This is a genomic window from Marinobacter alkalisoli (assembly GCF_045449795.1).
Taxonomy (GTDB): domain Bacteria; phylum Pseudomonadota; class Gammaproteobacteria; order Pseudomonadales; family Oleiphilaceae; genus Marinobacter.
Window position 1 is genome coordinate 86019 of record NZ_JBJJLB010000023.1, and the last position, 14645, is coordinate 100663.

Annotated in this window: 11 protein-coding genes; 8 read left to right on the plus strand and 3 right to left on the minus strand. The window is 58.3% G+C overall.

Features of this window, described 5'->3' with window-relative positions:
* Nucleotides 1-9: 9 nt before the first annotated feature.
* Nucleotides 10-615, minus strand: a complete 606-nt coding sequence (locus ACJO3M_RS11420; RefSeq protein ID WP_407001494.1) for an outer membrane beta-barrel protein — start codon at nt 613-615, stop codon at nt 10-12.
* A 125-nt stretch (nt 616-740) separates the two neighbouring features.
* Nucleotides 741-1205 (minus strand): YchJ family protein, encoded by a 465-nt coding sequence (locus tag ACJO3M_RS11425; protein ID WP_407001495.1) that lies wholly within the window; start codon nt 1203-1205, stop codon nt 741-743.
* Nucleotides 1206-1313: 108 nt separating this feature from the next.
* Between ACJO3M_RS11425 and ACJO3M_RS11430 the strand changes: the two genes are divergently transcribed.
* On the plus strand, nt 1314-2045 hold the full coding sequence (locus tag ACJO3M_RS11430) for a sulfite exporter TauE/SafE family protein (protein ID WP_407001496.1): 732 nt from the start codon (nt 1314-1316) through the stop codon (nt 2043-2045).
* Nucleotides 2046-2058: 13 nt separating this feature from the next.
* Here ACJO3M_RS11430 and ACJO3M_RS11435 read toward each other — a convergent pair whose 3' ends face one another.
* A complete protein-coding gene (locus tag ACJO3M_RS11435; RefSeq protein WP_407001497.1) occupies nt 2059-2736 on the minus strand; it encodes a Frag1/DRAM/Sfk1 family protein in 678 nt (225 codons plus the stop codon).
* A 188-nt stretch (nt 2737-2924) separates the two neighbouring features.
* Here ACJO3M_RS11435 and ACJO3M_RS11440 point away from each other — a divergent pair, with 188 nt between their 5' ends.
* The 7 genes from ACJO3M_RS11440 to pelG all read left to right on the plus strand — a co-directional run bounded on the left by ACJO3M_RS11440 (nt 2925) and on the right by pelG (nt 14639).
* On the plus strand, nt 2925-5690 hold the full coding sequence (locus tag ACJO3M_RS11440; protein ID WP_407001498.1) for a bifunctional glycoside hydrolase/polysaccharide deacetylase family protein: 2766 nt from the start codon (nt 2925-2927) through the stop codon (nt 5688-5690).
* Nucleotides 5691-5693: 3 nt separating this feature from the next.
* Nucleotides 5694-8864, plus strand: coding sequence for a tetratricopeptide repeat protein (locus ACJO3M_RS11445; protein WP_407001499.1), 3171 nt, complete (start codon nt 5694-5696; stop codon nt 8862-8864).
* A gap of 71 nt (nt 8865-8935) precedes the next feature.
* Nucleotides 8936-9409 carry a hypothetical protein gene (locus ACJO3M_RS11450; protein ID WP_407001500.1) on the plus strand — a complete coding sequence of 158 codons (474 nt, stop codon included), beginning with the start codon at nt 8936-8938 and terminating at the stop codon, nt 9407-9409.
* 4 nt (nt 9410-9413) lie between these two features.
* A complete protein-coding gene (locus tag ACJO3M_RS11455; protein ID WP_407001501.1) occupies nt 9414-10748 on the plus strand; it encodes a PelD GGDEF domain-containing protein in 1335 nt (444 codons plus the stop codon).
* On the plus strand, nt 10745-11731 hold the full coding sequence (locus ACJO3M_RS11460; RefSeq protein ID WP_407001502.1) for a polysaccharide biosynthesis protein: 987 nt from the start codon (nt 10745-10747) through the stop codon (nt 11729-11731). Before ACJO3M_RS11455 ends, ACJO3M_RS11460 begins: the two co-directional genes overlap by 4 nt.
* Complete coding sequence (pelF, locus tag ACJO3M_RS11465) at nt 11722-13263, plus strand: GT4 family glycosyltransferase PelF (protein WP_407001503.1); 1542 nt, start codon at nt 11722-11724, stop codon at nt 13261-13263. Before ACJO3M_RS11460 ends, pelF begins: the two co-directional genes overlap by 10 nt.
* Complete coding sequence (gene pelG / locus ACJO3M_RS11470) at nt 13263-14639, plus strand: exopolysaccharide Pel transporter PelG (RefSeq protein ID WP_407001504.1); 1377 nt, start codon at nt 13263-13265, stop codon at nt 14637-14639. Before pelF ends, pelG begins: the two co-directional genes overlap by 1 nt.
* The last annotated feature ends 6 nt before the right edge of the window (nt 14640-14645 follow it).

The following is a 14645-nucleotide window of genomic DNA, read 5'->3' on the forward strand; positions in this document are numbered from 1 at the left end:
TTCAGGATATCAGAACCTGAATTCAGGCCCGGCGGAAATCACATGGATATCCGACTTGAAATTCTCAATATCGGCAACGTCTTCGCCAATGCTCTGGAGGTAATCATACTCCACCCGCAAGCCGAAGAACTCGGTGATATCCACGGTAGCGCCAACACCGGTACGCAGAGAGAAACCCTGTTCATCGTCACTGGCACTGCCCAGACCAGTCACTGAGGCGCTGATGTCCTGGCGCCAGAACTGGCCGCCGACTTTGGCAAACAGGCGGACCGGACCAAAATTGGGCGTGAACACCAGCAACGAGCCGTCGAACATGTGATAGCCCATATCCAGCCTCGCGCTCATACCCGGCACCGATGCCTCCATCGTGACATCGTCGACAAACCGATAGCCGCCTTCAAAAGCCAGGTACTTATCAATGAATCCGCCGGCATAGACGCGAACGGTGGTTGCCTCATCGTCGCAACCGGAATCAATGTCGTCGCAAAAATCCTTCACTTCTGCCACGCCGCCGGACAGACCGACGTAAACCAAGTCCTCTGCAGAAGCCGCTCCAGCGATACCGGCCATAAAACCGCCGGCTAACACGCAAGACAACGCCCTTGTCTTAAACATCCTGATTTTCCTTGTGTTGGTATAAGAATGCGGATTGAGACAGGGATAGTACATCGGGAAAATTCGCCAGAGGCATAACGCACCCAATGTTTTACATGGTTTGACATTGCCAGCGAGCCAGATAGTCAGAGGCAACACGCCTTGTATTTTTTACCGCTTCCACAGGGGCACGGTTCGTTGCGGCCGGGTTTCAGCTGGCCTTCCGTGGTGTCACCGGACACGTAATACCAACGGCCATCTTCCCTTGTGAAATTCGATGTTTCTTCCAGATACCCCCAGCCGTCACCCAAACGATAGACCGCACGGAAATGCACCATTCCGGCATCGCCCCGGGTGGACGTATCGAGAATACGAAGGGAGGCCCAGTCCGGCGACTGTTCCGTATCCAGGGACTGGGGGCGGGTACTCTCGTGCCAGGTTTCCAGCAGGTAGCCGGCAAGCCTGAAAACGAAAGCGCAATACCGCGAGCGCATCAACGTTTCCGGCGTGGGTGCCAGGCTGCCTTGATGAAATGGCTGGCAACAGGCATGGTAGGCTGCGCCGGAACCGCAGGGGCAGTGTTGCTGTTCAACGGAGGATTGGGCTGTCATCCGGATACTCTCATTCCACTATACTGTGATAAAGGCGCACAGTTTATCAGTTCCAACCGTTTCCCGGCTGTGCTATCACGATCCCTTACCCTCAATCGGTGACTTGTTTTGGACGAAGTAGCCCTGGTTCATATTCTGCTTGCCAACCTGACGTTACTTGCGGGTGCTTGCCTCCAGGGCGTTGCCGGCTACGGCATAGGCACCTTTTCGGCACCACTGCTGTTCCTGATCAGCCCTCTGTTCGTACCCGCGCCGCTGGTGTTGAATGCGGTTCTCCTGACGATCTTCATGCTGTTCCGGTACCGGGGAGCCCTGCAACTCCGCGAAGTACGTTTCGCGATTGGCGGAGGGGCACTGGGGACCATTTTCGCCGGTCTGACACTGTTGATCCTGTCGCCCCAGGGGTTCGAACTGATATTCGGGGTGCTGATACTGACCGGCGTGATGCTGAGCATTGGCGGCTTACGCCCGCGACTGAACGCCCGCAACAGCGTACTTGCCGGCGCTGCGTCTACCTATATGGGCACGATTACCGCGGTGGGCGGCCCTCCCATTGCCCTTATATACCAGAATGAAAAAGGGCCGCTGGTCCGTGCAAACATGTCCGCATTCTTTCTGGTCGCCAGTTTTTTCAGCGTAACGGCGCTGTTTGCGTCGGGGTATCTGGGCACCCGGGAGCTCACCCTGTTCGCCCTCACGTTTCCCGGTGTTCTGGGCGGCTTCTGGCTTTCGGGTAAACTGGTTCACCGCCTGCCGGTTGAGGGGCTTCGGCCAATCATCCTGGGCATCGCCGCCGTAGCGGGTACGGCGGCTCTGGCGCGTGGACTACTGTCGCTTTAGGGGAGCCCTGTCCTCACTCCGCCCAGAGCCGTGCCCGGAATCGGCTTCGCCGCCACAGCACAGCCAGCCATAGGGCGTGGAGATTGATCAGCAGCGCCAGCACCCATTCAAAGGCATTGTCCCTCTGGTCATGAAATTCCGGCACCACGCCATCGAGAATGACCGACAGGATGCCCACTGCGAGAGTGAGCTGGCACAGCTTCAGGAGCCGTGAGCCGGTTTCGTTCCAGGTCGGATGATGTCGCAGGGCGCCACTGATCAAAAGCTGGGCAATGAACGTGAGCGAGAAATACAGAACCACGCCGGTGCGCCGAACCAGGTTGAAGCCGTCACCGGCGTGACCGAGCGCCAGGGTATACGCGATCAAAGACAGGCAGGCGATAAGCCCAAGCCCGGGAATCCAGGCTACGCCCGAGGTGTGGATTCCCAGCTGGCGCAACCAGCGGCCATTCAGCCACCAGAACAGAATTCCAAGCAACCCGGCTGGCAACATCGCACCCTTGAAGATGAAATAGGCCATGCCGTTCCGCCCGGTACGGCTGATGCTGGTGCAGCTGTCCCAGTAGGGGATACACGCGGAAACATGGCCTTCCATCACCGAGACCACAAAGGTGGTGTGAATGGTCAGAAACGGAATAAGGCCAGCGGCAAGCGCCAGCCACCATAGTGATATACTCCTATGATCGGCCACGGCAACAACCCCTTTATCGGGAATCCTCAGACAATGAGGTTAGCACTTCGCCGATTTGACGGCTCGCCGCTCAAATGAACATTATCTGATCGGTTTTTGCAAGTGGACGTATTAAATGCCTTCAATGCCGCTTAACTGCTAGATTAGACAGACGCCCATTCATCATCCGACGCTGATTCCATTATAAAATGTCTCGAACGTGCCTGTTGTTTATCACTCTTCTTGCCAGCAGTTTTGGGTTCTCAGCCCCGTCCACCCCTCACAATGTCGCGTTCTACTATGGTGACGAAGCTCCCATAGGCAGCCTCTATGCCTATGACTGGGTGGTACTGCAGCAGGACCGGACATCCGATGCCCGTCTCGACCTGCTGGACAAGGGGGGAACCCGTCCACTGACCTATATCAGCATTGGCGAAATGGCGCGTTCACATCGGTATTACCGTCAGTTGAAGGATCACTGGAAACTGGGCAAAAACACCGCCTGGCAAAGCTCGGTACTGGATATCAACAACCCGGCAGTTCAGCAGTTCATTCTGGATAAGCTGGTTGCTCCCGCCATGGAGCGAGGGTTTCAGGGTGTATTCATGGACACACTGGACAGTCATCTTCTGACCGATCAGGGGAAGGAGGATCCTGCCAGTTTCGCCGAAAGTCAGGCTCGTCTGATCAGGGCAATCAAACAACGCTATCCATCCGCCAGACTGATCGCGAATCGCGGATTCCACCTTCCTGAAAGCGTTCACCCGCTGATCGATGCCCTGGCGTTCGAGTCCTGGCGGAATGGCTACGATGCCTCTCGCAACCAGTACACAATCGTATCGGACAACGACAGGGAATGGCTGGGGGGACAGTTAACGCATTGGCGTGAGGAACATCCGGCTGTCCCGCTCATTGCCATCGACTACGCCGGGCGTGGCGACAACGCCGATGACCAGGCAAGGCGCCTCCGGGAAGAAGGATTCATTCCCTACATCAGCAACGGAGCACTCAATCGGCTGGGCCCCACGCAGCCGGCAACCGTAAAGCGGCACGTGCTGGTCATCCATGATCTACCGACTGAACGCATGGACCAGAGCGCCGCCCACCGTCGTCTGGGTATTATCCTGGAGCGCCTGGGGCTGGTTCCGGTCTACCGATCCGCGCAGGAGCCACACCCCCAGGAGCCCCTGGAAGACCGTTATGCCGGAGTGGTCATCTGGTGGGAAACAGGCAACCGTAGCAGCGACCTTTGCCAATGGCTGGGTGGTCGGCAATCGCCAACCATGCCGGTCATCACCTTTGGCCAGGCTCCCGTGGAGACCGCCTGCAGGACCCTGTTAAAAACTACGCGCCTGGCGGTTCCCGAGGCGCCGCTGTCCTTCAACTCACTCCACCCCTCAGTTGGGCAATACGAAGGCGGTCGGTTGCCGACCGCACCCACATCTCCATTACCAGCCATGCAATCCAGCACTACCTGGATAACGGCAACCGGCCACGACGGCAGAAAATTTCACCCGGTCTACACCTTTGACAGCGGAGGGGCGGCACTGGACCCGTTTGTACTAGAGCATGGCCCCGACGATCAGGCGTTCTGGCTGTTCAACCCCTTTGAGTTCCTGCGCGAGGCCCTCCGGCTGGGCACATTCCCGGCCATCGACAGCACCACCGAAAGCGGTCGGCGAATCCTCACCGCACACATTGATGGCGACGGCCTGATATCCCGTGCCGAATTCCCCGGCAGTCCGCTCAGCGCGGAAGTGATCCGGAAACAGATACTGAAGCAGTTCCCTCTGCCCCATACCGTCTCCGTTATTGAGGCAGAAACATCCCCTCAGGGGCTCTACCCGGACGTCAGTGGGGAAGCAGAAGCACTGGCCCGGCAGATGTTTGAGATGGACAATGTCGAGGTGGCGTCCCACACCTACAGTCATCCGTTTTTCTGGCAGATTCTGGAGGGAGGCCCCGCCCCGGACCTTGAATTTACCCAGTATGGCTATTCGATGAACGTTCCTGACTACAACGCCAACCTGGACCGCGAAATCGACGGCTCGGTCAGCTACATCAACGACCGGCTGACACCGCCAGACAAACCCGTCTCGGTATTTCTGTGGACGGGAGATGCCAGACCGGGAAAACGCGCTCTGGCCAAAGTCCGCGAGCTGGGACTGATTAACATTAATGGGGGCGATACACACCCGATGCCCTATGATTCCGAGCTCGCGGGTGTGTGGCCAGACGCCAGACCCGTGGGTGACGAATTACAGGTCTATGCCCCGGTGATGAACGAAAACGTGTACACCAACCTCTGGACCGGACCTTTTTACGGCTTTCGCAACGTGATTGACTCGTTTGAAATACTTGAAGCGAAGGGGCGATTAAAGCCGGTTGGTATCTACTACCACTTTTATTCCGGTACCCGGTCCGAATCCCTGAACGCGCTAAAGGAAGTGTACCAGTACGCCCGCGGTCAGTCGGTCACTCCCCTGTTTCTGAGCGACTACGCCAAACGGGTGCAGTCTCAGTACTACTCAGCCATGACCGTTACCGGCGACGGCGGCTACCAGTGGCGCGGCATCGGCTCGCCATCAACGGTGAGAATCTCGCGGGATCGGTTCCCTGACCTGGCCCGCAGTAAGGGGGTGGCTGGCTATAACGATGTGGCGGAGCAACGCTTTGTCCATCTTGTAGGGGCAGAGCCAATGCTCCACCTTTCGCCGGCGCCGACCAAAGGACCGTACGTTGAGAGCGCCAACGCCGTGATCACCGAGTGGCAACGCAATCAGGCTTCCGGCAAGTGGTTGCTGAAGATTGCCCTGCAAGGCCACCAACCGGTCAGCCTCAGGCTGGCCGGCGCCGACCACTGCAAGATCACAAATAAAGCCCCAGTTCAGCAGTCCCGCGACGCGGACGCCAAGCGTCTGGTTTTCTCCAGCGCGGCTAACCACAGGATCCGCCTGGAACTGGAGTGCAGCTGATCCATGGCACGTAGAAAACCCTCATTTTTCAGCCTGCCAGCGCTACTCCTCATGGGATTTCTCTTTGCCCTGGTGCTGTATGTGTTGTTTCCCCGGCAGTCTGTTTTCGAGGACATGCAGCATCTTTCAGACCCCGACGCGGTCTCTATCGCCTATTTTGAGACATTGTTGAAGTCTGACCCTGACAACGTTCCCCTGCGCATCAATCTTGGCCGCATGCAACGTCAGGTGGGCCAGCTAGACAAAGCCCGGACAACGCTGGCCCCGCTACTGGAAAAGCAGCGAATTCCATCAAGAGCCCTGGAAAGCTACCTTGAGTTGCTGGTCAGTCAATATCAGGCGGCACCGGAAGGCGATCGTCGCGAACTGGTCAGGCGGGAACTGTCGTCGACCATCGACCGGCTCTTGGCACAATCCTACTCCGCCGAACGCAAACAGAACCTTGCCCTGCCCGTATTTCCGCTACTGTCGCCCGCGCGACAGCTGTCGATCCAGACTGAACTGTTCTCGCAATCCGACGGTCGGATGCACCTGTCCCTTGGCAAGAATCTGGCCCGCGAGTACGAAGCTCTTGGGCGACATGCAGAGGCCATCAGCACCCTTGAATCCGTGTCTGAGCTTGTGCCGCAAGAAGAGAAAACAGGATTCACATCCAACCTGATCCGCCTCGAACTGGCCGCGGGTCGCCCGGAACAGGCTCTGGCCAGGTTCCGCGCCAGCCAGCCGGCGACACTGGACGCGGACCAGTTACGTCAGGGTATTCGGCTGGCGGAACTCGCTGATGCTTCGGAACCAAGACAGCGATGGCTTGGCCAGCTGGCGGCCCTGGAACCCGATAACCTCGAGGTGCAGCGAGACTTCATAACCGCACAACTGGCCAGAGGGGATATCAACCGTGCATTGATAGCACTGAGACGCATCGAGCAACAGCCAGAGGCCATGACCCGGGAAGACCGGCGCCGCGCTGCCCGGATTCTCGAGTGGAACGGTTATCCGGAGCAAGCACTCTCCTACTGGCGACGCCTGTACCGGGAGTCCGGATCAGAGACGGCATTCGAACGCGCCACAGCGTTGGCTCGCGAACTTTTCCGCTGGGAAGCGCTGACAGCCCTCCTCAGCCAGGCGGCGGCCAATAATACGATTGACGCCCGTGGCTTCGAACTGCTTGCCGACAGCCTGGTGCGCAATGGCCGGCTGGATGAAGCAGGCGCCAGACTGGACGAGGGGATGAAGCGCTTCCCGAACAATGAGTCGCTGCGCGAACGAAAGATTACCCTGCTGATCAACCGTCGACGCTTTCCGGAAGCTATCCGGTTTCTGCAAGCTCAACCGTCCCTGACCGATGCCGAACGTATACGGCTGGCCAGGCTTTATTGGCGGATCCGTGACCCCGAGTCAGCTTTGGCGGCACTGGACTTCCAGCCCTCAGACCCGAAGCTGGCAGCGGAAGCCTCGGCGATACGACTGGAGCTTGGCGCGATGCTTGGTCAGGAAGATATTCTGCAAACAGAGTACGAAAGGCTGTCCGCCCTGCCTTTTGACGAGCTGGATGCCAGCATGCAGGAGCAAATGATCAACCTGGCCGTCAGGTTCAACGATTACACCAAAGCGGCCACACTGGCCGAAATCCGTTTTGAGGACACCGGTGATCCAAGGTATCTGGCGGCAACGGCTGAATACCAGCTTTCGATGAACAACTGGGACCAGCTGGAAAGCACCCTGGAACGATGGCGACAGCAATTCCCGGAAGCGCTGACCAACGCCCGGTTCTGGACACTCACGGCCCTGCTCCGCCAGCAACAGAATCGGAACGATGCGGCTCAACAGGCCTTCAGGGAGGCGGTCCGTCTGGCCCCGTACAACACGGAGGTGCTGATCAGCTGGAGCTGGTTCCTCATGGGGCATCCGGAACGCTTGCCTGGCCCACTGCCCGAGCTGCTCAAGCGGCTCTCGAACAATCCCCCCGCCGAAGCCTACTCAGCACTGGCCTACGGCTATCAGGCGCTGGGAGACTCAGAGCGAGCCCTGGCCTGGGCACGCCGGGGGCGATCGGTGCAACAGAACAATCCCGACTGGCTACTGGCCATGGCGCCCCTGGTAGAGCAAAACGATGCCAGGGCCGAAGGCTCGGCCTACCGCCGACAATCCATCGCGCTCGGCGGAACAAGCACGCAACAGAGCAAACAGAACCTACTCTATCCATCAGACAATCAGACCGGCGCAGTGAATGAGCCGCTTTACCGTTTTGACAACCGCGCCCTGCAAACCGGCCTGTCGATCATGGATCTCGGCGAATTTGGGGTACGTTCCACCAGCGTAAGCGGCGAATTCAGCCATGACCATTGGCGCTGGTATTTCAACGCATCGGATCGGCGGGCCGACGCCCGGGGACGATTGCGGGAACGCCCCGAACTCGAACGCGACTATCGGATCAGGCTGCAAAACAATAGCCGCAATACACTGCTGACGCTGGAACTGGGACAGCTGTCGCGGTTTGGGGGAACGGATACGGCCCTGGGCGCAGAGATAGACAGTCGGCCTGCGGACCGGATCAGCCTGAACGGTGGAATTGCACTGAAGGAGCGAACGCCTGACAGCGCCGAAGCCTGGTGGCTGACCGCCCGGGACCGGGTCTATGCATCAGCGCGGTATACGCCCGTCTCAAGGCTGGAGCTAGCCGCCGGGCTCGAGGGCATGTCCATTAATGACAGCTCCGGAGACTCCCTGGCAACAGGCTATGGCCTGGATGCCACGGGCACCTACACCCTGTTCAGAGAGGATCCGGGATGGGCAATTACCGCCAGCTACCGCCGCCAACAACTCGATCTGGCGGATCAGTTGGGCCCGAAGACCTCAGCGGCCCTGTCGCAACCCCTGCAGCCCGGAGACCTGGTAGCGGAAACCTACGAGCGGGTTGGCATCCGGTCACGCTGGTTTCACGGCGAACCCCATGCGCTCTATCGCACCACGCCTGAGCCACACTTTTTTGTGGGATTGGGCGCAGGTTATGTACTATCCACTTCAAGTCCGGATTTCGGAGTGGACCTGGGGCTTGGCTGGCGCGTCATCGGTGATGATTCGCTGTCGTTGTCAGCTGGCTACACCTCGGACGGCCTGGATGGCAGCTCCAGAACCAACCTAAACCTTACATACACTCTGTTTTTCGGTCGTTAAAGGAGACCCGTATGACGCTTCGTTCCATTGGATTGTGCTTAAGCTTAATATGGCTGGCCGGCTGCTCTGTCATGCAAAGTCAGGAGAACGCCGAGCCGGTCAGTCTGGACAGCCGGTTTGCAGTCATTCCCCTGAGCAACCTGTCGCAAACGCCCCAGGCAGGCGATCAGGCCGCGAGTATCCTGAGCGCATTGCTGAGGGCCAACGGTGCCACGGATGTCCGGTTATACCTGCCGGAGGATCGGGACCCACTGGTCTATGACAACCGGGCCCGGCAGCAGGAGGCCCTGTCCCAGGCACTGGAGAACGGAGCCGATCTTGTTATCTCCGGAACGGTGGATGAGTGGCGCTATAAAGATGGCCTGGACGGAGAACCGGCCATTGGCATCACCCTGGAAGTCCGTGACCCCACCTCTGATCAGATCGTCTGGTCAGGTACCGGCGCCAGAACCGGCTGGGGCCGCGAGGGTCTGAGCGTGGCCGGCCACAAAGTATTGCAGTCATTGCTGGAAGCCATGCCACTCACCTCCGGAGAGCGCAACTGACGCCATGAGCTATACCCAGGAAAACGCCGGGACTGAGCGCCTGCCAGAACGATTTTTGTTGAAATGGTTTGAAACCCTGGCGGTGACGGCCCTGTTCGTTTTCATCGGCGCATGGAATCGCCCCGACGACCCGTTCTTCCTGACGGGCAGTTTCTCCTGGCCAGCACTGGCGCCCCTGTTGGTGGCCTTGAGATACGGCTTCTTTATGGGACTGGTGTCATCCTTGCTGTTGCTGGGGACCGTGGGTATCGCCTTCCGCCTGACGCTGCTTCCGGGTGGAGAATTTCCCTATGTGTGGAGTACCGGGATTCTGGCCGTAAGCCTTCTTGCCGGTGAATTCCGGGATTACTGGGAACGCCAGGCGGACAAACTGAAGGCCAGTAATCGTTACCGCCAGGTGCGGCTGGAGGAGTTTACCCGCAACTTCTACCTGCTGAAGGTCTCCCATGATCGCCTGGAGCAACAGATCGCCGGCAGCTCAAGCAGTCTGCGCGAGGCGCTCAGGCGGCTTTATCATGAAATAGCCCACGCCAATGGCCGGGGCCTGAATTCGGAAACCGGCGACCTGATGCTGCAACTGCTGGTTCGCTACGGCCAGCTTCAGATTGCGGCCATTTACGGGGTGAACAACGACACCCTCGTGGAACAGCCTGTTGCCCGAATCGGAAATTTCAAGGACGTACACAAACAGGATCCGTTGCTACAGCACGCACTGCAGGAGCGTAAACTGGTGTCTCTCCAGAGTGAATACCGGCAGAAGCTGGAGGAGCTGGACACCAATCTGCTGCTGGCCATACCGTTGATTACTTCCCAGCAAACGGTGATAGGCATGGTGGTGGTCGAAGCCATGCCATTCTTCAACTTTCAGCCCAAGACCTTACGGCTTCTCGCCATTCTTACCGGGCACATGGCGGACATTGTTCGTCAACAAGCGCATATATCCCCCGAGGCTGATACCGAGTGGCAGCAGTTTCGTTTCCAGATGGATCGTGCCGATTGTGACGCGAGGGATCACAAACTTCCGGCTGCAGTGGTGCACTTCTCATTCGCCTCCGAACCCGATGCCGAAACAGTGACAGCGCGCATCCGCCAGTTACGCCGTGGTCTCGATGTCATTGCAGAACTCCCGGATAAAAACGGCCATCAATTGGCCATTCTGCTTCCGCTGACGGATGAACTCGGGCAAACCGCTTACCTGCAAAGACTGGAAGATGATATCCGGACCCACACCGGCAAGACCCTGTCAGAGCTTGCTCAGGTCCAGTCACTGATGATCACCGGCAAGACCAGCGCAAGCGAATGGTTGAGCGGCTTCCTGAAGGGGGAGGCTTCATCATGACCAACGCGTGGCTGGCTGCACTGGCGATATTGCTTGAAGGCGGCGGTATCTATGGCCTGATAGCAGGGCTGACGGATACCCTTGCCATCACCGGATACCTGACCGCCCATGCGTTTGCCTGCGGGTTCCTGACGCTTGTTCTGCTGCCGTTGCTGCCCCCCCGTTACCGGAGCCGCCTGCTCCTGCCGGGGCTGTTTCTGTTTACACTGCAGTTTGCCATCCCGTTTCTTGGCAGTCTTGGGGTATTCACCGGTGTACTGCTCGCACTGTACCTGCCCAGATTCGAACGCGATGTCGCCTGGCAGGAGCTGGAGATACCCGAACTGCCTTTTCAGCCGGTCGACATGGACCAGCAGGTCATCTACAGCGAGGGCGGGTTGCGTCAGATTCTGCGCGAAGCGGGGAGCACAGACAAGCGCCTCAAAGCCTTGCTCGCCACCCGACAGATGGCCGACCGTGATGCCATCGGACTGCTCCAGGAAGCCCTCAAAGATCCGGCGGATGATATCCGGCTACTGGCCTATTCCATGCTGGAGCAGAAGGAAAAAGTCCTTGCCAGCCAGGCACGCAACCTGCAAATGGCACTGGACGAGAAGCTGTCGGACAACCGCGAACGGCTGAAGCGACGACTGGCCCAGACCTGGTGGGAGATGGCCTACCTCGGACTGGCACAGGGCAGCCTGAGACTCTACTACCTGAATAGCGCCAAACGCATACTGCAGGAGCTGACCAGCGAACTGTCCCGACATAACGACTGGCGTTTACTCGGTCGTATCGAGCTCGCACTGGGCAATGTAATCGCGGCCCGTCATGCCTTTGACCGGTCCCTGGCGCTCGGAGCGCCGCCACAACTGCTCCTCCCCTACCAGGCTGAAGTGGCTTTTCTTGAACGGGATTTTCAGCGGGTCCGTTATTGCCTGGCCAGCCTTGCCAGGTTCAAGCCTCACCCATCGGTTCGCCTGGTGATGGAGGGATGGCTGTGACAACGCCCCGGCAATCCGGATCTCCGCAGGCAGACGTAACGCTGTTACTGGAAGGAACCTATCCGTTTATCCGCGGCGGGGTGTCCTCCTGGGTTCACCAGATCATCACTGGCTTGCCCGAATACACCTTTTCGCTGGTTTTTCTTGGCGGCGACCCTGCCCATTATGGCCAGCAGCAGTATGAACTGCCTGAAAATGTGGTCCATTTTGAGTGTCATTACATCATGGATGTCAGGAAGGAGCAGAAACCAACGCCAAGAAAAGGCAACAGGAAAGCGTTCCAGGACCAACGGGAACTGCACGACAGGTTTCGCAAGGGCGAGACTGTACCCGCCAACCTCCTTCACGATATTTTCCGGCAACTCGGGACCAAGCGTGGTATTACCCGCGACGATTTCCTCTACAGCGAGGAAAGCTGGTCGATGATTGACGACAGCTACCGCCAATTCTGCACCGAACCTTCGTTTGTCGACTACTTCTGGACCATCCGTATCATGCATGCCCCACTGTTCCAGTTGGCAGAGATCGCCCGGACCCTGCCAACAACCGGCATGGTTCATTCAATCTCGACTGGTTATGCCGGCCTGCTTGGCGCCATGGTGAGCGAACAGCGCAACGTGCCGTTTGCACTCAGCGAGCACGGCATCTATACCAAAGAACGCAAAATCGACCTGTCCCAGGCCGAGTGGATTCAGGACCCGAGTGACCTGGTCAGCGCCAACATCAACGATCAGCTGGGTTATATCCGGCAGCTCTGGATCCGCTTTTTCGAAGCGCTGGGGCGTCTCACCTACCAGCAGGCCGATCCCGTGGTATCGCTGTATCAGGGTAACCGCGCGCGGCAACTGGCTGACGGGGCGGATGAAAACAAGACCCGGATCATTCCCAACGGTATTGAACCAACCCGCTTCGAGGCCGCCAGAGCTGCGCGCCCGGAAAGGGTTCCCCCGGTGCTGGGGCTGGTCGGACGGGTTGTACCCATCAAGGACATCAAGACCTTTATCAGGGCGATGCGCTCGGTGTGCGAGGTCATCCCCGACGCCGAAGGCTGGATCGTCGGGCCGGAAGAAGAAGACCCGGTCTACGTGACAGAATGCAAGGAGCTGGTGCAGAGCCTTGAGCTGGAAGACAGGGTCCGGTTCCTTGGTTTCCAGAATGTAAACGACATTCTGCCGCAGCTGGGCCTGATGGTACTGACCTCCATTTCAGAAGCTCTGCCATTGGTCATCCTTGAAGCCAATGCAGCCGGCCTGCCGTGCCTGGCGACGGATGTCGGCGCCTGCCGGGAGCTGCTGGAAGGCATGTCCGAAGAGGACCGCGCCCTCGGGCGCAGCGGGTCGGTGGTGCCAATTGCCGATCCGGAAGCGACCGCCCGCGAAGCCATCCGGTTACTGCTGGATGAGGATCTCTGGCATCGGGCGCAGAAAGCCGGCCTCGAAAGAGTTCAACGCTACTACACCCTCGAGAGCATGTTCGACGCCTATCGCAACATCTACGTCGACGCGCTGGATTCGCGGCCGGGGGAATCCTGATGGCAGGTATCGGTTTCGAACTGCGGCGCATACTCAAGAACGACAGCCTGACCAGTCTGCTGGGCGCCTATGGCCTGGCCGGCGTCATCAGTTCAGGCCCATGGGTATTGTCTGTACTCGGGGTCATGCTGATTGGCATTATCAGCATCAATCTCTCAATACCGGGAACCGAGGTTGTGCAGTTCCTGGTGTCGGTCACCTATCTGATGGCGGTTTCCCTGATTCTCTCCGGGCTGTTCCAGCACGTGTTTACCCGTTGGGTGGCGGACCGGCTATACGAGAACCGCAACCCGGTCATCCTGCCCAACCTGATGGGGGTAATCTGGGTCTCCACCTTGCTGTCACTGGCGATCAGCCTTCTTGCGCTGGTGTGGTTATTCCCGGACACCTCAGTGATGTACAAGCTGTTGATGCTGGCCAACTTTGTGGTGTTGTGCAACCTTTGGCCGGTCACCATCTTTCTCTCCAGCATGAAGTCCTATCGCCGCATCGTTGTTGTCTTTGCCCTGGGCTACGCCACCGCCATCACTGCCTCCCTGCAGCTTGCCAGTTTCGGACTGGAGGGGTTACTGACAGGTCTGTTGATGGGGCACAGCCTGCTCTTTTTCAGTTTCTTCTATACCATTATCCGGCAATACCCGGGCGAAACCCTCATACGCTTCGATTTTGCCCGCCGTAAACAAATATTCCCGGCGCTGATCCTTACCGGTCTTCTATTCAACGCGGCTGTGTGGGCGGATAAAATCATCTTCTGGTTCCACCCCCACACCTCCCAATCCATCATCGGTGAATTACGGGCGTCCATCATTTACGATCTGCCGATCTTCCTGGCCTATCTTGCGATCATTCCAGGCATGGCCGTCTTTCTTGTGCGTATGGAGACCGATTTCTCCGAAGCCTACGAGCGTTTTTACGATGCGGTTCGAAACGGCGACACCATTGGTCGCATCAACGGGTTTCGCGATGACATGGTGCTGGTTGCCCGTAACGGGATCTACGAGATCTGCAAAGTCCAGGGCCTGACCGTCGTTCTCCTGTTCCTCTGGGGTAAAGAACTGCTCTCCGCCATTGGCATTTCCACCCTCTACCTGCCGCTGTTTTACGTCGATCTGGTCGCCGTCAGTATTCAGCTGATCCTGCTGGCGATCCAGAACGTGCTCTTCTATCTGGACGCACGCGGGATCAACCTCACACTTTGCTTTCTGTTTCTGACGTCAAACATCGTATTTACGCTGATCACGATCAATCTGGGAGCAGCATTTTACGGCTACGGCTACGCAGCAGCCACACTGGTGTCCGCGCTGGCCGGGCTGGCCCTGCTATCAAGGAAGTTTGACCGACTGGAATACGAAACCTTTATGTTACAAGGGCGCTGATACGCC